Source organism: Rosistilla oblonga, from assembly GCF_007751715.1.
In the GTDB taxonomy this organism is placed as follows: Bacteria; Planctomycetota; Planctomycetia; order Pirellulales; family Pirellulaceae; genus Rosistilla; species Rosistilla oblonga.
On the sequence record NZ_CP036292.1, the window covers coordinates 3,080,886 to 3,100,233 of the forward strand.

The 19,348-nt window shown below is 56.5% G+C and carries 17 protein-coding genes; 9 read left to right on the forward strand and 8 right to left on the reverse strand.

Features of this window, described 5'->3' with window-relative positions; genetic code table 11:
• Nucleotide 1 precedes the first annotated feature (1 nt).
• A complete protein-coding gene (locus CA51_RS10905) occupies nucleotides 2-1,255 on the forward strand; it encodes a putative DNA modification/repair radical SAM protein (RefSeq protein ID WP_145120457.1) in 1,254 nt (417 codons plus the stop codon).
• A 71-nt stretch (nucleotides 1,256-1,326) separates the two neighbouring features.
• On the forward strand, nucleotides 1,327-2,730 hold the full coding sequence (locus tag CA51_RS10910; RefSeq protein ID WP_145120459.1) for a UdgX family uracil-DNA binding protein: 1,404 nt from the start codon (nucleotides 1,327-1,329) through the stop codon (nucleotides 2,728-2,730).
• A 79-nt stretch (nucleotides 2,731-2,809) separates the two neighbouring features.
• Here CA51_RS10910 and CA51_RS10915 read toward each other — a convergent pair whose 3' ends face one another.
• Together CA51_RS10915 and CA51_RS10920 are read right to left on the reverse strand one after the other, a co-directional pair.
• Nucleotides 2,810-3,400, reverse strand: coding sequence for an N-acetylmuramoyl-L-alanine amidase family protein (locus CA51_RS10915; protein WP_145120461.1), 591 nt, complete (start codon nucleotides 3,398-3,400; stop codon nucleotides 2,810-2,812).
• Nucleotides 3,401-3,486: 86 nt separating this feature from the next.
• The gene (locus CA51_RS10920) at nucleotides 3,487-3,786 is read right to left on the reverse strand and encodes an MTH1187 family thiamine-binding protein (protein ID WP_145124117.1); all 300 of its coding nucleotides are present in this window, start codon (nucleotides 3,784-3,786) and stop codon (nucleotides 3,487-3,489) included.
• A 528-nt stretch (nucleotides 3,787-4,314) separates the two neighbouring features.
• Here CA51_RS10920 and CA51_RS10925 point away from each other — a divergent pair.
• The gene (locus tag CA51_RS10925; protein ID WP_231746120.1) at nucleotides 4,315-5,253 is read left to right on the forward strand and encodes a hypothetical protein; all 939 of its coding nucleotides are present in this window, start codon (nucleotides 4,315-4,317) and stop codon (nucleotides 5,251-5,253) included.
• Between the two features lie 177 nt (nucleotides 5,254-5,430).
• Here CA51_RS10925 and CA51_RS10930 read toward each other — a convergent pair whose 3' ends face one another.
• The 5 genes from CA51_RS10930 to CA51_RS10950 all read right to left on the reverse strand — a co-directional run bounded on the left by CA51_RS10930 (nucleotide 5,431) and on the right by CA51_RS10950 (nucleotide 9,381).
• Nucleotides 5,431-6,285 (reverse strand): M15 family metallopeptidase, encoded by an 855-nt coding sequence (locus CA51_RS10930; RefSeq protein ID WP_145120465.1) that lies wholly within the window; start codon nucleotides 6,283-6,285, stop codon nucleotides 5,431-5,433.
• A 72-nt stretch (nucleotides 6,286-6,357) separates the two neighbouring features.
• Nucleotides 6,358-8,025 (reverse strand): LamG domain-containing protein, encoded by a 1,668-nt coding sequence (locus CA51_RS10935; RefSeq protein WP_145120467.1) that lies wholly within the window; start codon nucleotides 8,023-8,025, stop codon nucleotides 6,358-6,360.
• Between the two features lie 88 nt (nucleotides 8,026-8,113).
• Nucleotides 8,114-8,386, reverse strand: coding sequence for a hypothetical protein (locus tag CA51_RS10940; protein ID WP_145120469.1), 273 nt, complete (start codon nucleotides 8,384-8,386; stop codon nucleotides 8,114-8,116).
• Nucleotides 8,387-8,622: 236 nt separating this feature from the next.
• A complete protein-coding gene (locus CA51_RS10945; protein WP_231746121.1) occupies nucleotides 8,623-8,907 on the reverse strand; it encodes a hypothetical protein in 285 nt (94 codons plus the stop codon).
• Between the two features lie 252 nt (nucleotides 8,908-9,159).
• Nucleotides 9,160-9,381 carry a glycoside hydrolase domain-containing protein gene (locus tag CA51_RS10950; RefSeq protein WP_145120473.1) on the reverse strand — a complete coding sequence of 74 codons (222 nt, stop codon included), beginning with the start codon at nucleotides 9,379-9,381 and terminating at the stop codon, nucleotides 9,160-9,162.
• 746 nt (nucleotides 9,382-10,127) lie between these two features.
• On the opposite strand from CA51_RS10950, the gene CA51_RS10955 reads away from it, so the two are divergent.
• The 5 genes from CA51_RS10955 to CA51_RS10975 all read left to right on the forward strand — a co-directional run bounded on the left by CA51_RS10955 (nucleotide 10,128) and on the right by CA51_RS10975 (nucleotide 15,553).
• Nucleotides 10,128-13,280: a DEAD/DEAH box helicase gene (locus CA51_RS10955; protein WP_231746122.1), complete on the forward strand. Its 3,153-nt coding sequence runs from the start codon at nucleotides 10,128-10,130 to the stop codon at nucleotides 13,278-13,280.
• Nucleotides 13,228-13,572 carry a DUF4357 domain-containing protein gene (locus CA51_RS10960; RefSeq protein ID WP_145120475.1) on the forward strand — a complete coding sequence of 115 codons (345 nt, stop codon included), beginning with the start codon at nucleotides 13,228-13,230 and terminating at the stop codon, nucleotides 13,570-13,572. The genes CA51_RS10955 and CA51_RS10960 overlap by 53 nt, the downstream gene beginning before the upstream one ends.
• Nucleotides 13,559-13,780: a cyclic-phosphate processing receiver domain-containing protein gene (locus CA51_RS10965; RefSeq protein WP_197451880.1), complete on the forward strand. Its 222-nt coding sequence runs from the start codon at nucleotides 13,559-13,561 to the stop codon at nucleotides 13,778-13,780. The genes CA51_RS10960 and CA51_RS10965 overlap by 14 nt, the downstream gene beginning before the upstream one ends.
• Nucleotides 13,781-13,976: 196 nt before the next feature.
• Nucleotides 13,977-14,849: a TIGR02452 family protein gene (locus tag CA51_RS10970; protein ID WP_145120477.1), complete on the forward strand. Its 873-nt coding sequence runs from the start codon at nucleotides 13,977-13,979 to the stop codon at nucleotides 14,847-14,849.
• Nucleotides 14,850-15,082: 233 nt separating this feature from the next.
• The gene (locus CA51_RS10975) at nucleotides 15,083-15,553 is read left to right on the forward strand and encodes a rhodanese-like domain-containing protein (RefSeq protein WP_145120479.1); all 471 of its coding nucleotides are present in this window, start codon (nucleotides 15,083-15,085) and stop codon (nucleotides 15,551-15,553) included.
• Between the two features lie 592 nt (nucleotides 15,554-16,145).
• Here the strand turns inward: CA51_RS10975 and CA51_RS10980 are convergent.
• Nucleotides 16,146-17,942, reverse strand: a complete 1,797-nt coding sequence (locus CA51_RS10980) for an exo-alpha-sialidase (RefSeq protein ID WP_145120481.1) — start codon at nucleotides 17,940-17,942, stop codon at nucleotides 16,146-16,148.
• A gap of 550 nt (nucleotides 17,943-18,492) precedes the next feature.
• On the opposite strand from CA51_RS10980, the gene thiD reads away from it, so the two are divergent.
• Nucleotides 18,493-19,257 carry a bifunctional hydroxymethylpyrimidine kinase/phosphomethylpyrimidine kinase gene (gene thiD / locus CA51_RS10985; RefSeq protein ID WP_231746123.1) on the forward strand — a complete coding sequence of 255 codons (765 nt, stop codon included), beginning with the start codon at nucleotides 18,493-18,495 and terminating at the stop codon, nucleotides 19,255-19,257.
• Nucleotides 19,258-19,348: the final 91 nt, after the last annotated feature.

Genomic DNA, 19,348 nt, shown 5'->3' on the forward strand with positions numbered 1-19,348 from the left:
AATGGATGTACGAGACAAACTGACGGTTCTGGCCGACGCTGCAAAGTACGATGCGTCGTGCGCCAGCAGCGGTTCCAAAACGACGCGACCGGGCAGCACGATCGGCAGCACCGAGGGGATGGGGATCTGTCACAGCTACACGCCCGATGGACGCTGTGTCTCGCTGTTGAAAATCCTGCTGACCAACTACTGCATCTATGACTGCCAGTACTGCGTCAATCGCATCTCCAGCGACACCCCGCGGGCTCGGTTCACTGTCGATGAAGTCGTGTCGCTGACGATGGAGTTCTACAAACGCAACTACATCGAAGGACTGTTCCTCAGCTCCGGGATCATCCAAACCTCCGACTACACGATGGAGCAATTGATCTCGGTCGCCAAAAAGCTACGAACGGAACAACGTTACGGCGGATACATCCATTTGAAGACGATCCCGAACGCGTCGCAGTCGCTGATCGAGGAAGCCGGTCTGTGGGCGGATCGGTTGAGCGTCAACATCGAACTGCCGACTGAAGGCGATCTGTATAAGTTAGCTCCCGAAAAAAGGAAGCCCCAAATCGAAGGTGCGATGGCGGGCATCCGCGACAAGATCGACGAGACCAAGCAAGAACAAAAGGCTGGATTCAAACCGCCGCGATTTACGCCCGCCGGCCAGAGCACTCAGATGATCGTCGGCGCGACCGACACGCCCGATGTCGAAGTCCTCAAGACCGCATCGCAACTCTACAGTTTGCAGAACTTGCGCCGCGTTTATTATTCCGCCTACAGTCCCATCCCGCATGCCGACGCGCGCCTGCCCGGTCAATCGCCACCTCTGGTTCGCGAGCATCGCCTGTACCAAGCCGATTGGCTGATCCGTTTCTACGGATTCGACGCCAACGAAATCGTGGCCGAAGCGGATCAGAATCTCTCGCTGGACATCGATCCCAAACTGGCTTGGGCTCTGGCTAATCGGCACTACTTTCCAGTCGACGTGAACAAGTCCAGCCGGGAAGAGCTGCTGCGAGTTCCGGGGATTGGTGCGAGGAACGTCAAACGCATCTTGAACATCCGTCGCTTTCAGTCGCTCGCCAGCGGCGACATGAAGAAGTTGCGAGTCGCCTGGAATCGCGCCAAGTTCTTCGTCTTGACCGCCGATCACAACCCCGCGTTGTTGAATCTGGACAAACTGGATTTGCGTTCAAAAGCGAAGCCGAAGACAAAACAGTTGCTGCTGTTCGATGCCGCAAGTTCTGCTCTCTCCGGAGAAGTCTAGCTACAGAGCGGCCGCATTCCATCGGCCCCAAACAAGATGCCTCACGCCGCGTCCCGCTGAAAGTTCCCCTTATGCAATCCATCCACGTCGAAACATTTGACGACTGGCGCGACGCAGCGCGACGTCTATTGGCGTCGGGCGTTTCACCGACCGACGTGCAATGGATCGGGGGTGCAGAGCGATCTCTTTTCGATGATGCGCCATCGCCAACCGCTGCGGGTCTCGGTGGAGAAGGCACAACGCCAAGTGTTCCGAAAGCGTTTTTAGAGCTCGCCCGATACGTCGCCTGCCATCGCGAATCGGGCCGCTGGTCGCTGCTGTATCGAATGTTGTGGCGGCTGACACACGGCGAGCCGCATCTGCTGCAGGTGACCACCGACGACGATGTCCATCAATTGACGCTGATGCGTAAGGGGGTGTCGCGCGACATCCACAAGATGAAAGCCTTTGTGCGGTTTCGCAAACTCGAGACCGGCGGCGCGGAGGAGCAGTTTATTGCTTGGCACCGTCCCGACCATCGGATCGTTCGTTTGGCCGCACCGTTTTTTGCACGTCGTTTCAGCGGCATGCATTGGTCGATCCTAACACCTGACGAATCGGTGACTTGGGATCAGACTTCGTTGCACTACGGACATGGAGTCCCTGTATCGGAAGCTCCCGACGAAGATGCGTTGGAAGATCTGTGGAAGGCCTATTACGCATCGATCTTCAATCCGGCACGCGTGAAGGTCGCCGCGATGAAGCGTGAGATGCCCGTGCGACACTGGCCCACGCTGCCCGAAGCAACGCTGATCGACGACCTGTTGCGACAGGCACCTGCCCGTGCCGACGCGATGATTCAAACCAACGAAGGCTTTGCCGAAACGGCGGCCCACTTCATGCCCGAGCATGGCGACTTGGTGTCGCTGCGCCTTGCGGCCGCCACCTGCCGTGCCTGTTCGTTGCACCAGTGTGCCACGCAAACGGTCTTCGGCGAAGGTTCGCCGTTGGCTCGCATCGTGTTGGTCGGAGAGCAACCAGGCGACCGCGAGGATATCGAGGGGCATCCGTTTGTCGGCCCGGCAGGCAAGCTGCTCGACGAAGCGTTGGAACACGCGGGGATCGATCGCCGCGACGTCTACATCACCAACGTCGTCAAACATTTCAAATTTAGGGAAACCGAGACTCCGCGCGGCAAGCGGCGTTTGCATCAGAAACCGGATTCGCGAGAGATCTACGCCTGTCGGCCTTGGTTGGAGGCGGAGCTTGCCGCGATCGGTCCGCAGGTGGTTGTTTGTCTGGGAGCAACCGCGGCCCAACCGTTGTTTGGTCGCGACTTTGGAATCACAAAGGATCGAGGAAAGGTGATGCGAACCGATTGGTGCGACAGCACGATCGCAACTTGGCATCCGGCAGCGATTCTGCGGATGCAAGATGCGGTGCGACAAGCGCAGATGCGGACGCAGCTTGTCGACGACCTGGCATCGGTTAAGTAGCGGGTCGATGGAGGAACTGGTTTGCGCGCGACTCGGGGGGAGTTCGCCTGAAGGCTCGACTCCAGCACTTGCACCGGGATTAGAGATACGCCTCGATCGCTTCGGCGAGCGCTTCGGCAATCGAGTCTTTGTAACGCGCGTCTTTTAGCCTTCGTTCATCCGATTCGGCGTTCGTCTTTCCGGGGCCGGTGATGAAGCTGATTTCCACCAAACAACGAGCCGTTTTGGCGACGTGATTCTGTGGATTCAAAACGCCCAGCCGTCGCTCATCTTTGATTCCGCGATCCCGATAGCCAGTGGCACCGACTGTCGCTTTCTGAACTAGATTGGCCAACACGTACGACCTTTCTGGCGGCCGGGTGCCTGGCCAGACAAGTGTTTCGGTTCCCTGCACGCTTGGATTGGAAAAGCCGTTGAAGTGGATCGAAAGAAAGACATCCGCCGCTGCGTCTCGAGCAACGTGAGCTCGCGCGGCAATCCCGACGTTCACGTCGGTCTGTCGAGTCATCCGCACGTCGTGCATCGCCGACAGGATTCGCTGCACCCGTTTGGCGATGTCCAAGGTGAGCTCTTTCTCGAGCGTCCCCTCCGGCGCCGTCGCATTGTTCGGGGATGATCCGCCTACTTTTGTGTCACCTCCGTGCCCAGCGTCGATCACGATGATCGCCATAACTTCTTGCCTTGTTTTGTGCGGTTACATGCTGTCGGACACTTCCGTCATGGCCGGGTGGCGTCCGGATCGGGCCGGTGGAGCAATCAAAGATTTCCGTCGGTTACGCTGTCGATTTTATCCTGCATCGTTTGGTCGCGGTCGGTGCGCGTTCCGACCTTGATGCTTGTCGTGATGCGCGGCGCTCCCATCGCATGAACACGCTCGTGGCAACGCTTGATCGCGGCAAAGACATCGTCCCAGTCACCCTCAATATTTGTGCCGTAGGCGTGAAGCTGGTGCTCCAAACCGGCTTCTTGCAATAGCTTCTGGCATTCGGCTACGTACTTGCTGACCGAAACGCCAACTCCCATCGGAACGACGCACAAATCGACGATTACTTTCATTTCAATTGATTCCCCAAGGCACCGGCCTTGTCTTCGGTATTCAAGTTGGATCGTCCGCATCCGGCTGGTTTCGACGGCAAGCACGTCTGCGGATCGGATCATCGCAACCCAACGGTAGGCGAGATCGTGAGCGTAGGCAAAAAATGGTCCCCCGTCTTCCCGTGTAACTGGAGGGCGATCGCTGTGCAAGAGGTCTCGCCGGTTGATGGCTTCTTTGCCGCGCGTGCAGGAAGAGGAGCGATGTCGAGCACCAAGGCGGTTCATTGTTTCGATTTCGGCTGATTTGCGTAAACACAAGCGAACACCTAACAGCGTTGACCGATCGCACAGGTTTTGCATTCGGCTTCCGTATTTGTGATATGTTAATTCGCTTCAGCGGGCTGTCTGCAATGGTTCCGTAGCGTCCGCCTGAAGAACGAATGATCCGCCACTGGGAAAGAACGACGAGGTTCCAGGCATCGCAAGCATGCGAGCGGCGGTTCAGGGTGGAAAACCAGAGCACTCGTAAATAAATGGATGATAACAATGATGAAGTCCGCAGCACTATTGGCCGCTCTGGTCGCCTTCCTCTCCTCTTCAACCGATGCGAGCGATCAGGAAACTACGCACAGTTTCTTGGCATGTGGGCAAAAGACTTACATCATGGACGACGACGGCAAGGTCAGCTGGACGTATCCAGCATCCACTCGCGACGGCTATGTGCTTCGCGACGGTACTGTCGTTCTGACGCTAAGCAAATCGAAGCGTTATCGCGGCGGAGCGGTTGTCAAAATTGCTCCCGACAAAACCGAAACGCTCCTTTGGGAAGGGACACAAACGGAAGTCAACAGCGCCCAGCCAACTCCTGAGGGGAATTTTGTCATCACCGAGGCGGGCGACAAACCACGCCTGCTCGAAATCGATTCGGAGGGTGAGATTGTTTTAGAGTTTCCGTTGGCGTGTCAAATGAAGAACCATCACATGCAGACGCGGATGGCTCGTAAGCTCGCCGATGGAACTTTCCTAGCACCGCATCTGTTGGACTTTGCCGTCTTCCACTATGGCAATGATGGTGAAGTCCTAAACAAGCTGGACACGACCGTGCCCGGTGATACCGAACACAAGATCCACAGCTGGCCGTTCACCGCGATCCGGCACGGCGACGGACACACTCTTGTATGCTGCACAAACGGCAATCGAGTCGTCGATTTCGACAGCGACGGCAAGATCGTTTGGACTCTGACCAACGATGATCTGCCGGGCGCCTGGCTTCAAGATCCCTGCGGCTCTCAGGTGTTGCCTAGCGGCAATATCGTCATCACCAGCTACGCCGCCGGACGCAAAGATCCAAACGCCCCGAAGCTGTTCGAAGTGACACGCGACAAGAAAGTCGTCTGGAAATACGTCGACGGGCAAAAGCCCGGAATCCATCATTTTCAATTGCTCACCACCAATGGCAAGCAGCTGCAAGGGCCTGTGCTTAAGTGAACGAATGACTGGCGAAGATGTATTTATCCTAGCCCAGGGCAAAGCGTTGCAAGCCCGGCGAGCGAAGCGCGGGCCTGCGGGAGCTCATCCGCCGATTACGTCGGCTAATCACCATCGTTTCGCTCGCGAATAACGCAAAGTTACGCGAAACAACGACAGGCAAAGTCTCATCCTGTCTTAGATCGATGTCGTCGCACGCTGCGTTGCTGCGGCGATCTCTTGCTCGATCGCGTCGAGAGGATTTAGGGGGCGAAGTGGTTCGTCGTACGGAGTGACTCGATTGGTTTGCGGATCCCAGTGAACTGGTCCGTAGCGGGCGGGAGCGGGGTGACCGCTGAGGATGTTTCCCATCGCATCGCCTTGGTTGTAATGCCAGAATTCGAACGGGAAGTGCATGAAGCCGTGAGCTTCCATGATTGCGGTGATCTCTAATCGGTTCTGCAGATCAGCGGCCTCGATAAACGGCGACCGCATCGGCGTTCGCTCGCTCATCTCCAGGTAAGGATTGCCACGCCAAACCTCGCTGCCGTCGTCGCGGCGGAAGACCGAGATATCAACAGCCGATCCCGACATGTGCGTCCCGATTTTAGGAATGTTGGCGATCAGTACCGTCGCCCGGCGAAAGACAAGGTCCGTCGGAGGCAGCTGGCCGTCGTTTTCCCAGATGCACTTCTTCAGGATCGCATCAAACAACTCCGGCTTGCGGACCAACTGACTCTGCATGTCCTGGGATCGATAGCCGTCTTCGATCTTCAAAATCCAGCCGCGATCGTTCATCGCACGACCGATGTCCAGCAGTTTGTTGACCAACCCTTCGCGGATGAAGAAGACACGCTCGAGTTCGCCAGCGATCTTCGATTCGGAGAACTGCATCTCGATACCAGCTCGTTCTGCCGCATCGGGCAGCGACGCGAAGCCCTCGCAACATTCGTGAACCTCGAAGGGGATGATCTGTTGGATCAGGTCGTAGCCCAGCTGCATTTGCTGAGCCCAATAGTCACGTCGCGAAGCGGTGTCCGAAGTTGTCTTCAATGGATCAATCCGTGATGTCGATTGGAGTTGTGGTGTCGTGAATGTTGGCCGTTGTACGGCTAAACGATGGTGTTACGGCGATACCGTGTTAGCAAGCTGCTCGATTTCATCATTTGTCAACGCACGATTGTAGACTCGTAGATCGCTCATCTTGCCGTTGAAGTAATCGTGCGCGCCGAAGCCGATCTGCAGCGGGCGGTCGTTTGAAATGTTGTAATCGTTCTCTTTATAAACAGCCGACGTTGCAACTTGTTTGCCGTTGACATGCAGCCGCAATTGCTTCCCGTCGCGTACCGCGGCCAAATGCACCCAACCGCTTGGCAAGGCATGATCGTAGCTGACGTTGCGGCCGATCTCGATCGAATGTACACGCCCCGAAGGCAACGTCCCGGCGAACAACCGGCCTTGGAATACGGCCATCGTCCACGTGCGGCGGTAGCGGACATCGGGTGTGTGATCCAGGCGTCCGACTTGCGTCCAATCTGGTTCGTCGAATCGATAGACTTCGGCCAGAGGCAAGGTGCCGCCATACATCTTGCCGTTGTAGACCATCAGCGGCATCGTCTCCAACTCTTCGCCCAGCTGCCCCGCAGGAAGCCAGTTCTTGCCGCCGCCCCAACGGAAGACTTTAGCGTTGGGCCACTCGCTGACATACAAATCGCCACGGTGCGTTGCAAAGCCATACGTTTGATTGGCACCTTCCAAAATGCCGAGGTGTTCCCATCGCTCGCCATCGTAACGATAGACGGCTCCTTCGTCGTATCCGCTGGCGAAGATCGCACCGTTGTAGACCGTCAGCGATTCGACCCGCTTACCATCGGGCGTGCCGCACGACGTCCACTCGGTCCCTCCTTCGTAGCGAAAGAAGCCAGCGGGAGCGTACAACGATCCGGCGTAGAGCTGTCCGCGATAGACCACCAAGCCGTTGATCGCTTCGGTCTCGGGCAGCGTGCCACAATAGGTCCAACTGTCATCGCCATCGTAGCGATAAACTTTACCGCCAAGGTTGGGGTTCTCCGATTCTTCCAACGACGATCCGCCCAAGCGATACTTGCTGACGCCGGCGTACAGCTTGCCGTCATAGACAGCGAACGCCGAGACCGCGTTGCATTTGTCGGGACTTCCACAATCGGTCCATGTTTTCCCGTCGTAGCGAAACACGCGTCCCGATTGCGTCGGGCCAGCTTCGCATGTTCCCGCAAACAACTGTCCCTGGTAGACCGCCATTCCAAAGATCATCACCGCGTTGCCGAGCTGCCCATGATCGGTCCACTGGCCAACTGGTGATCCGTTGTCGATTCCGAAGTGCAGATGGCGATCGTTCGCTTGCGACGAAGTGACGCCCGAGTAGTTCTGGATGCTGAAGTTGAACCCACGTCGGCTGATCGGATCATATTTACTGACAAGATCGCCCAGCACGTCATCCAATTCCGCGGCGGTATTCACCCACATGCCGATCGAAAAATCGTTCCCTGCAAGATCGAGCGACGGGCTGTCAGCGACTTCGACATAACTTTTGCGGCCATCAAAACCGCCCGCCGTCTCCGCTTTGCCATCGCGTCCGGAGACCTTGAGATCGACGCCACGATTTGTTCCGTGGTTCTCGTGCTCGGAGTGATCAGCAACATCGCCCGACAGTTTCCAGTGTCCGACAGGTCCCGGCGGATCTGCCAACGCAGAGGCTGTACAAAAGCTGCTCACGCAGAGGATCGCTGGAAACAGTTTCTGTCGCACAGTCATCGCAAGATGCTCCTTCAAGGGTAAGTCTCGTTGTCGTCTCGGCTCCGACTATAACCGCTTCGCCCGAAGGATGCGATCAACAACCGCTTTACGGTACAGCCATGCGGCAACGGGGATCTATGGAACGCATCAATGTTGGACGGGATGCTTCACGAAATTCAGCAGCCGCAGCATTTGTATGCGATCGATTCCCTTCGGTGCGCAACACATTCTGCCCTGAATCATTCTGCCCTGAATCATTCTGCCACAAATCATTCTGCCATAACTCATTCTGCCATAACTCATTCTGCCAAGAAATCAAACGAGAAAGCGTTGGCAGAATGAGGGTGGCAGAATGACTTGCATTCTTGGTTGTGGTCACAATAACGGGCCCGTTTGACAAACATCGCCAAGCGATCGCGAGGAAACGATGGTTGCAGAAGCGACCATCGGATCCCGGTTCCCTCAAAACAGAGTCCAGCATCATTTGCCTGCTGGGATTGTTTGCCTGTCCTCTGTTTCGGCTTTCCGAGCTCGAACCGGCGTTTCGGGATCGTTGTTCGCCATCGACGGAACAAGGATCAATTCGAGACCAACAGCGACAGAATCTGCAGCGGATCACGCGGGTTCGGCGAGTACTTTTCCGGTTCGGGCGTCCACGCGGTGCAGCCGACTCACATCTCCCAATGCCCCATCGACGTATTTTAAAGAGACTAACCAATACGGATTGTCGGGCACATTCGCCGCCACCATCTCTCGAAGAATTTCAGGATCGTGCACCCCATTCTCACTGTACAGTTTCGCGTAGAACTCCTGCTCACGACGAAGCTTCGGCGTATCGATGAAGACAGCCGAGCACTTGGTGCCTGGCGGAACGTTGCCGAAGTGATCGATCACAATCATGATCGCGGCTTTTTGATCGATTTCTCTGCTCGTCAACTCTCGCTCCTGACGCTCGACAACTGCGCAACTGAAAACCACAGCCCGCTCCGCAAGCCGTGCTGGCTTTACAGCAGTCTACCACAAACCGTATGCAAGCCAGAGTGAGGCTTCGCGGCCTTGGGCAGGCCGCCTTAGTGAGAGACATCACCATGCAGACGTACAGACTGCTATTACGGAGGCACTGAGTTTTGGTGGCGCGGTATTGAGCATGGATCAGCAGTCGCTGACGCTTACCGACGGCGGGCGCTCGGTGGTCCAGGCGGTCCGTTTGGCGGTCATTTCCAGATGCAGGGTCGCGCCGGCGGCGATGTCTTGCCAGCGAAGGTAGGGACGCTCCAGCGGTTTGCCGTTGAGTGTGGCTGAGGCGACGTATTTACGCTCCGCCGACGTTTCAGGTGCTTCGATCGTGAAGATGCTTCCATTTCCAATCCGCAATTGATCGGATCGGCTCGAACCACAAGGACCAGATTCCGATAGGGAAGACCGCTAAATGTCGACGTCGTATTCCAGTTTGCGTGAGGAATGCGTGCAACTCCCGATAGCAAAGACAGGAACGAATCGAATGAGCACCCTGTGCCCCCATTAGCCAGCAAATCCGCCCGTGGTCGATATCAGGCAAAAGGCAACTTCCGCACCAGTCGCCACTCAATCGCCCAATCTTCGCCCAACAAAACGCCCCAAACCACTGTCGCGGTGGGACTTACAGCGACACAGCAAAATGCAACCAGCAAGATCAAGCCCGTCGGAACCCAGCCCCAGTGCCTAACGAATAGGCACGCCGTTACGCTCCACGAGTCCTTGTAAGCTGCGTTGCCATTTGTTTTCGACGTTACGAATTCATCTGGGGCAAACAGTCCATCGCGTTATTCCAAAGGGGACACGTAGCCCTATCCACGCCTGTCGCACCAGCGCACAGCATGCCCCATAACAATTCCACAGCCAGTCGAGGCTGGAGTAATTCTCGGACGGTTGAAGGCGGGAGTGCACGACAGAAAGGCTGTGCCTGGACGTCACCGGGCATCGCAAACGTTTCGGTTGCCGCGGTAGAGCGATCTGCTTCGCTAGGTTTGTATTCGTTTGCCCGCGAATAACGCGAACATCCGCAAATTTGAACCGCACGCGTAGGCGGCTCTCGCTTTGTTCCCCCTGCATGACCGGTGCCCACGCAGACGTGGTAGACTTTGTCTCAAACAACGAAGATTCATCAACGGTTAGGAAGTTCACAAGTGAAGCCGGGGCTCTACGATCACCTACTGACGGAGGCTATCAAAGCGGAAATTGGTCGATTGGGGGACCCGCGATTGGTTTCGCTCGCACCGGTCGATACCGAAGAATCCCATGCCGCGCTCGCCCAGTATTTGGAACGACTGATCGCTTCACGTTTAGCGATGCATCGTGGTTCGGATGCCGCTGAGAAACAGCGGCAACTTGTCGAACGAATCATTGCGACACTGGCGGCATCACTTAACGAGCCTGCGACGGAAACGTTTAGCATTGCAACGCCGTTGCAGCGACTGCTGGCAATCCATCACTCAGCTGACGTTTCTAGCAACGAGCGTCCCGACAGCCCTTTGTCGCGGTCCACGCTGTTCACCGGAACGCGATTGGATGCGAGCCTGGGCAGCCAGCTGCGTAAGGAGATAGCGACCTGTGATCGCGTCGACGTTCTCTGCTCATTCATAAAGTGGAGCGGCCTGCGAGTCCTGCTTGACAATTTCCGCGAGTTGATTGAAAAGGCGAAAGGCGATGGGCCCGTGCTTCGCGTGATTACGACCAGTTATATGGGAGCTACGGATCCCAAAGCTGTCGAAGTGTTGCGTGAACTGCCCAGAACAGAGATACGTGTCAGCTACGACACGAAGCGAACGCGGTTGCATGCGAAGGCTTATCTCTTTCATCGCAACACCGGTTTCAGCAGCGCCTACGTTGGTTCGGCAAACTTGTCGAATGCAGCATTATCCGAGGGGCTAGAGTGGACTACCAAAATCAGCCAGTACGAACTGTCGTACCTCTGGGACAAGGTGACGGGCACCTTTGAGACGTACTGGCAAGACGATGAGTTTCAAGCATTTGACGAACATGCCATTCCGAGACTGCGTCGGGCGATCCAGCGGGAGCGCAATGTTGGTTCGGATTTAGGATTGGCAATCAATTTCGATTTGCGTCCGTTCCCGTTTCAAGAGGAAATATTGGATATCATTGCGGCCGAGCGTGACGTTCAAGGCAAGCATCGCCATTTGGTAGTTGCCGCGACCGGTACGGGCAAGACGATGCTTGCCGCATTCGACTACGCCCGTGTCGCTCAGCAACTCGGTCGTAAACCTCGGCTGCTATTTGTCGCTCACCGCAAGGAGATTCTCAGTCAGGCACTGACCTCGTTTCGCTGCGTCGTGAGGGATCAGAACTTTGGTGACCTGCTGGTAGATGGCAACGCCCCAGATCAGCACGATCATCTGTTCTGCTCCATCCAAAGCTACAACTCTCGTAATTTGAACGAGGAACCACCAGACCGGTTCGAATACATCGTGGTGGACGAATTTCATCATGCGGCCGCTCCTAGCTATCAAACGTTGCTCGGTCACATCGAACCAAAGATCTTACTCGGACTTACTGCGACGCCTGAACGTTCGGACCAATTGGATGTGCTGAGTTGGTTTGGGGGGCGTGCCAGCGCGGAGATAAGGTTGCCAGACGCGATCAACCGTCGACTGCTATGCCCGTTCCAATACTTCGGTGTCGCCGATTCGGTCGATCTCGCGGGGCTTACTTGGCAGCGTGGCGGGTACCGTGTCGATGATCTGGATCGGCTCTATACGGGGAACGATATCCGGGCCAAGCTGATCCTGGAAAAGCTCACCGATACCGTATTAGACGTTGCCGACCTACGCGGACTGGCGTTTTGCGTCAGTGTTGCCCACGCCGAATTCATGGCGAGATTCTTTGATGAAAATGGTGTGCCTTCGATCGCACTGTCGGCAAAGTCGAGCGATGAAGAACGAAACACTGCTCAACAGAAACTGCGTGACCGCATTGTGAACTTCATTTTCGTTGTCGATCTTTACAACGAGGGTGTCGACATTCCGGAAGTCGACACGGTGTTGTTTCTGCGGCCCACGGAAAGCCTTACCGTGTTCCTTCAGCAACTTGGGCGCGGGCTGCGTTTGCATCCGGATAAGGAGTGCCTGACCGTGCTCGACTTCATCGGAACGCAACGCAAAGAATTTCGTTTCGCCAGTCGTTTCAGAGCTCTAAGTGGGAAGCCTACCGCCAAACTTGATGCCGAGATCGAAGCCGAATTTCCACACCTGCCCAGCGGATGCGTTATCAAGCTCGAAAGGGTCGCTCAACAACGAGTGCTGGAAAACGTTCGCCAATCAATTCGTTTGATTCGCCCACGGATGCTGGGCGCGCTACGAGATTTGAAACAGTACCTTGACCGAACGCCGACGATCGAAGATGCCATCGATTACTTTGACACGTCGTTGGACGAATTGCTGAAACGCGGTTTGTGGTCGCGTTTGCTTGCCGATGCGAAGATCGGCGCCCAAGTTGTTGCTCCCGATGAGCCACAACTCGCCAAAGGACTGTGCCGGCTGAGTCATGTAAATTGTCCCCAACAGATTGCCGAACTGAAAGCGTATTTGGTGTCTTCGCATCCACCATCGCGAACCCAAATGTCTACGCTCATTGAAATGCTGCACACTGCACTATGGGGCACCCAGCATGTAGGAATGTCGCTGGACGAAGCGGACCAACGATTACGAGCGAATCCGTCGGTGGTTCAGGACCTCAGCGATATCCTGGACTATCGCTTGAAGCATTCGCCTCTGATTGTGTCTCCCACCTCGCCGTCCTACGCCCCCTTGGCGATCCACGCAAACTACACGCGCGACGAGATCCTGGTTGGGCTGGGGCACTGGCGATTCAACAATCGGCCGAGCCAGCGTGAAGGCGTTTTGCACATGAAAACGCGGAAGCTTGACGTCTTCTTTGTGACGCTGCAGAAGTCGGAAGACGAGTATTCACCAACGACCATGTACGAGGACTACCTCATCTCGCACGACCTTTTCCACTGGCAATCGCAGAGCAATACGTCGGAGCAATCCCCAACGGGCCAACGATACATCCGACATCGCGAGCGTCACTACACTCCGCTGCTGTTCGTCAGGGAGACGAAAACTCTTACTTCCGGATTAGCTGCCCCCTATCACTTCCTCGGTCCTTGTCACTACGTCAGCCATACCGGCAGTCGCCCCATCAGCATCACTTGGAAACTAGAGCATGCGGTTCCAACTCGCCTGTTGCGGACAATGGCCCGACAGGTCGCGGTTTAGTGGAACAACAACGCGGGTAACAACTTGGACGGTCCGCCTGACGGGGGCCGGGCATGTTGGCTATACCTGTAGCTCTGCGACAGCACTCGTCGACGAAGAGACGCTGGTCGGGCTGTCGGATCAAGGCCTACTCCAGTTCGCCGAAGACGTGTACTTCAATAGTCCCAGTGCCGGTGCGGCGATCGTTGCCGCAGGAAACACCAACGGACGTATCGCTTGGAAAATTGTCGGCACCCGACAAACGTATGGTGAATGGCATCAGGCACAACTCCCAAGTGATGATGACGAATGAAGATCTATCTGACGACGAACGAGCCGCTCCGGATGGCTGGCGACGCGTTTCTTGGCCCGATGAGGTGATCGAGCTACTGAAAGCTGGTGGCGTCAGTGCGATCAGCTTGGATCACGACCTTGGCGACGAAGACCGGGGGACAGGCTGCGATGTGGTACTGTGGATCGAAGACCAGTTGCAATGCACGGGTCTGTGCCTCCAGCGATGAAGGTTTATACGGCAAACGTGTCGGCGAGGACTAAGCACGTCACAATGTGTTTTTCGGTTAAACCGCGAGCGATTCAGGCTGCTCAGAAATTTAAAACGCGGGGCGTTGCCCACGCGGTTAAACTAGAAGACTCCTTGCTGGCTGCATAGGATGGGAAACGGTATCCGAGCGATTGATTCGATGGTGAGATAGCGCGATGAGTAAGCTGCATTTCCTGCCGGTTGTCGATACCGACGAACTGGCTCGCATGAACCAGAGTGTTCTGGAGATTCGTCATGAAACCGCGGAGTCGCTCGGGCGGTCGGCTCTGGAAGCGATCGATCGTGGCGAATACCTCACCGACGCCGGGACCGTTGATTGGGCTGCGTCGATCCAAAAGGCAAAAGCGTCGAAGGTTTCCATTTCGCCAGACGCTTCGCTGCCTCCGGTTGAGAGCAACAGGTATTCGGAAACGCATGTCACCGTTGCCAATCAAACGACGTTCGCTGCCGCTCGCGATCTATTGGACCAAGGCCATCGGCCGTTGGCGTTGAACTTTGCAAACGGTGTCGAGACAGGAGGCGGATTCTTGCGTGGCGCGACGGCTCAGGAGGAAGCGCTCTGCCGCTGCAGTGCGTTGTACGCGACCCTAATCGGCGATCCGATGTATGATTTTCACCGCGAGACCGATCCGGCGGCATCGAGTGCGTGGGCGATCCTGTCGCCCGACGTGCCTGTCTTTCGCGACGACGCGGGGATGGAGTACGATCAACCTTGGTTGCTCAGCTTCCTCACGTGCGCGGCACCGTACGCTCCTGCGATCGGGCGAGCGCGGTCGGCGAAAATGCTACGTCAACGAATCGACCGCGTTCTTGCGATCGCTCAGGCCTATCGATACAACTCACTTGTCCTGGGGGCATGGGGATGTGGCGCGTTTGGCAACGATCCGCTGCAGACGGCGAAGGATTTCCGAGGCGCGTTGGAAGCTGACTTTGCAGGCGTGTTTTCAAGCGTGATCTTTGCCATCGCCGATTGGTCGCAGCAGCGACGGTACCTGCGTCCCTTTAGCGACGTCTTTTCGGAAGCGTGACGCTGTGAGACGATACGATCGACTACCGAACCTCAGGGAGAAGGCAAAACGATGCAGAACGATTCCGACGAACGCCCGCAAAAGCAAGATCCAGTAAAAGCTTCCGTTCCCGCATGTCCGGTCTGTGGTGGTCGCTTGATCGATATCCGAGGCAAGTTGCAATGCACGGTGTGCCATCGAATCTGCGAGACCTGTTGCGAAGGTGGTCGCTGCTAGCGACGCGGTGAATCTTCATGGCAGCTGGCGATATCGTCCTCCGACTCTGCAACGCTTCTTTTGGGGCGATCGAGGCAGTGCGTCGATCGCTTGGACGACCTGGGGTTGAAACGATCTCGACGGCGGAGCTTCACGCCGCAATGAACTCGAGCCAATCGCCGCCGGTGTTGGTCGATGTCCGCAGCGATGCGGAACGAGCCGTCTCTCGGATTCCCGGTGCGATCACGCAGCAGGAATTTGAAGCCACCTCGGATGAAACGCTCGCCGGCCGACGCGTAGTGACCTACTGCACCGTGGGCGGACGCAGCTATTGGTACGCTCGCCGACTGGCTGCCAGCGGCATCGATGCCGCGAACTATCGCGACAGCATTCTAGGTTGGTGCCGCGCAGGCCTTCCGCTCGAATCGCCAGACGGCGAAGCTACCAACGCCGTGCATCCGTATTGGCGGATCTTCCACGTGCCGGATCGATACGATGTGAAGACGTGAACGGTGGTCGATACGAATCATTCTTCTGATAAATCCCCAGGGTCAGGCGTTGCGTTTTGCGAAGGGCCGAATTCCAGAAAGCCTTGCGTTTCGCACCGAGTAGCTGGGAGAATTGGCAGAATGATGGGGGGCGGAATGATTTGCAGCGACGACAAGATGGTTGTGTTGGCGCAAACGCTTCGTTCTCGAGAGCGATCAGCGGATGAAACGTATGGTGAGAGAGCTTGTTTTTGGAGGCTGGCAAGAGATCTTGCAGAACGCCGATGATGGGATTCGCTAACGCCTGCCCCTCGCGGCATCGTCCACACCCTGAATCATTCTGCTCCCATCATTCTGCCAACCAACCCGCACGGTCAGGTCTCGCGTTCTGACAAACGGCCCGATCTCAACAGCTCCCAGCTTCGCAACGGTGAGCCGTGAAGGATTGGCAGAATAATTTGGAGGGACTGCGGGACCATGTGGGAGTTAACATGACCAGCTATTGACAGTGTGAGAACTATGGGGAGTCATTGAACCTTGGGCTAAGGTGCTTCTAATACGATTGCGAAAGCCGAATGCCGTGTGTCGCTTCTAGTACTCGCTGGGGAGATTTCTATTGAAGTGACGCGATCGGAATGATCGCCAGTTCGGCGCTGTTGAGGTTGCCGCGTCGGCCTCCGTTGTTGGAGTAGCCGACGTAGAGGTGCCCGTCGTGTTCGATCGCACATGGATAGGAAAGACTCAGGCTGTCTGCTGATTCGCCCGGTTCGCCAGGGTTCTGGGAACGACGAATCACAAACACCTTTTGAAAGACGTTTTCGCCGGGAGCTGTCACGGCGATCGTAAGTGGAGTGCGCTTGCCGCCGTTGTTTCGGGCTGTGGTGCAGATCAGGTATCGCTGCCCCGTGCTGAGCGTTCCCGCGACGGGCTTCGACGTCGCCATCGGCAGGTTGCTGATTCCCGACGGTGTCCAGGTGCGTCCATAGTCCTCGCTGACCGCGACCAAAGCCGAAGCCCCGCCGCCGTAGCGGGCGATGTTGAATACTCGCTTCCCATCGACAAAATTCGCGGATTCACCCCACATCCGATCGATCCCTTCGCCGGTTGGGATCTCCACATAGTCCCACTTGGTGAAATCGTCGCCGCGACTGATCGCAACCGCCGCCGGAAATATCTTGTTGTTGGAATAGGGGCCTGCGGAGATGCCTGGCATGATCCAGTTACCATCGTCCATCTTCTCAGGCTGGTTCATCGGCCAGAAGCCGTCTCGGATCACGATGCCATGCGGATCCCATTTCCCCGTGGCTTCGTCGAGCGAATAAGCACGCGTGTGGATCTTCTGCATCTTGCCGTAATAGGCTCCGTGGAAGGCCCACAGTTTGCCAGCGTGCGAGAGAAAGACGCCATGGCTGACCGCCAGATCGGGTTCTTCCCCGGCATCGATCACTCGCAGTTCGCTCCAGGTTTGCCCCTGGTCCTCGCTGACGCGATATTGAGCTTCCTCGCTGACCGTATTCTCGGCTCCCTTGTTGTGACCGATCGAGGCGTAGAGTTTGTTCTTGTGCCAGCCGAGTCCCACGCCGTGTAGGAAGGTGTACCCGTCCGCTTCCCGATCCCATTTCTTGATCACATGAAACTTGACGCCTTTGAGCGTGGGGATGTCGGCGGCAACGGGTAGCGGCGAAGCCGCGTCCCAGATTGGAAACGGTTCGGCAAAGTTGGGGATCGGGTGAGTCGCCGTGACCGGTTTGTAGAGGGATGCCATTTCGGACGGCGTGAGCGAGCGATTGAAGAGCATCGCTTCGTCCAACGCTCCCATCATGGTTTGCCTGATTCGGCCGTCATCATCGACGCCGCCGAAGGTCAGCGGAGCGTTTGTCTGCGGGATCGGCTGCGTCAGTTCGACATCGCCGGCCAGTTCGCCATCCAACCACAATTCCGCTTTGTCGTCGGTAACCACAAGCCCCAGCTGGTGCCATGTCCCGGGTTTTAATGTCGCGTCGGATTGGGCAGTCTTCCAACCTCCTTGCTGAACGTACAGTCGCAGCTTCTGGTCGCTGTCGATCATGATGCCCCACTCGCGCTGGTTCAAAGCGTAGCAATTCTTCGCCACGATCATCTGCTGGCCGCGATCGAGATTGTAGGGATTGAACCAGACGACGAAGCTGAACGGCTTGCCGCTGATCGGGACGCTTCCGGAGTCGTTGACTTCCAGCAGCGACTTGCCGCTGAGCACGAGGGATTGGCCGTGGACTCCAACCGCTTGCGAGGGTGAACCACCTTTGTGCCGAAGTTGCGCTGAGCTCGCGGAATCGAGCGGCCAGATCCGATCGGGGGCCGGTTCCGCGGCGACGGCCACAGCCGATGTGAACAAGGCCAACCCCAGTAGATACACAAAACGATCGCTCATCCAATTCCTCTCTATCCTGTCTGTTCAACTACCAAGATCGCCAACATTGGGTTGACGACTTGGGGAAGCGACAGCCACCCTGAATCGTCGCGGCAACGACGTCATACTCGCCACTATCGTCGCGTATAGCGTAATCGAAAATCGCGTTCCGGAGGTGCAACGCTGCGCGGCAACCTCCGGCTTTTCGTCTTGGATCCATTCGGAATGTCGCCCGCAGGAAAAGCTCGCCGTTGAATGCGACGCAAAGGGGACATGCAGCAACGCAAAATCAGTCCGTCTCGAATCATTGCTTCTGAAAAGGGGGTCTCGGTCATTCGTTCTCTCCTGGAAGGATTCTGAATAATCCCCGGCTTGTCCCCGCCAGTCGTGGTCTATCCCAGTCTTCAAGGAATCGAACAGAGGTGATCATCACGCCCTCCTGTTCTCGACTCTTCCAGCCGTGCATCACGTCGCTTCAGAAAACAGATCGCGATAAACTAATCGTGATCGGGGCATGTTCGCATTGCTCCCCAACGCGATTCATCCTCTGTTGCTCTTGGAGCCCCTCACATTGCATGTTGCTTTAACTATCGCTGGCTCGGACCCCTCCGGTGGTGCGGGGTTGCAAGCGGATCTGAAGACATTTCACGCCCATCGGGTCTACGGCACCAGTGTCGTTACCTTGTTGACGGTGCAAAACACACAAACCGTCGACGCCATCGAACAAATGAATCCCGAGTTTGTGCTGGCACAATTGGATGCTGTGCTCGACGATATTCCGCCGACGGCAGCCAAGACGGGGGCACTCGGTAGCGCCGCGATGATCCATGCGGTCGCCGAGCGTGCTTCCTCATTCCACTTTCCCTTGGTGGTCGATCCGGTCATGATCAGCAAGCATCGCGTGCCGCTACTGGACGATGCTTCGATCGATGTGCTCCGTCGCGAATTGTTGCCGCATGCGTTCTTGGTCACCCCCAATCGGATGGAAGCAGCCCGTTTAGCAAACATCGAGGTGGATGATTTGGAGTCGATGCAAATGGCTGCACAGATGATTCATCGATTGGGAGCGAAAAATGTGCTCGTCAAAGGAGGTCAAGTCGGTTCGGAGTCGGTCGATTGGTTGTTCACCGAAAATGAGTTTCATCGCATCGGCGGAGAGCGAATCGATACACGTAGTACTCACGGCACCGGATGCGTTCTTTCCGCAGCGATCACCGCAAGCCTTGCACAGAATATGCCGCTGGTTGAAGCTGTTGAGCAAGCGAAGCTGTATGTTGTCAATGCGATTCGCACGGCCCCCAATCTAGGCAAAGGCTATGGTCCGGTGAATCTATGAAATCGAATCGCCATCTGCCGCGCCTTGCTCGCGATTCCATGGCCGCCGCTCATGAATCGACCGACGCTCTACAGAAACCTGTCCCCCACGG

What these genes read in the sequence shown, in the direction of transcription:
- CA51_RS10915 (WP_145120461.1), bottom strand. Translation starts at nt 3,400, where the DNA reads ATGGCGATCATCGTGATCGACGCTGGGCACGGAGGTGACACAAAAGTA.
- CA51_RS10910 (WP_145120459.1), top strand. Translation starts at nt 1,327, where the DNA reads ATGCAATCCATCCACGTCGAAACATTTGACGACTGGCGCGACGCAGCG.
- CA51_RS10980 (WP_145120481.1), bottom strand. Translation starts at nt 17,942, where the DNA reads ATGAGCGATCGTTTTGTGTATCTACTGGGGTTGGCCTTGTTCACATCG.
- CA51_RS10960 (WP_145120475.1), top strand. Translation starts at nt 13,228, where the DNA reads ATGCGGTTCCAACTCGCCTGTTGCGGACAATGGCCCGACAGGTCGCGG.
- CA51_RS10920 (WP_145124117.1), bottom strand. Translation starts at nt 3,786, where the DNA reads ATGAAAGTAATCGTCGATTTGTGCGTCGTTCCGATGGGAGTTGGCGTT.
- CA51_RS10905 (WP_145120457.1), top strand. Translation starts at nt 2, where the DNA reads ATGGATGTACGAGACAAACTGACGGTTCTGGCCGACGCTGCAAAGTAC.
- CA51_RS10975 (WP_145120479.1), top strand. Translation starts at nt 15,083, where the DNA reads ATGGCAGCTGGCGATATCGTCCTCCGACTCTGCAACGCTTCTTTTGGG.
- CA51_RS10935 (WP_145120467.1), bottom strand. Translation starts at nt 8,025, where the DNA reads ATGACTGTGCGACAGAAACTGTTTCCAGCGATCCTCTGCGTGAGCAGC.
- CA51_RS10925 (WP_231746120.1), top strand. Translation starts at nt 4,315, where the DNA reads ATGAAGTCCGCAGCACTATTGGCCGCTCTGGTCGCCTTCCTCTCCTCT.
- CA51_RS10970 (WP_145120477.1), top strand. Translation starts at nt 13,977, where the DNA reads ATGAGTAAGCTGCATTTCCTGCCGGTTGTCGATACCGACGAACTGGCT.
- CA51_RS10945 (WP_231746121.1), bottom strand. Translation starts at nt 8,907, where the DNA reads ATGATTGTGATCGATCACTTCGGCAACGTTCCGCCAGGCACCAAGTGC.
- CA51_RS10965 (WP_197451880.1), top strand. Translation starts at nt 13,559, where the DNA reads ATGATGACGAATGAAGATCTATCTGACGACGAACGAGCCGCTCCGGAT.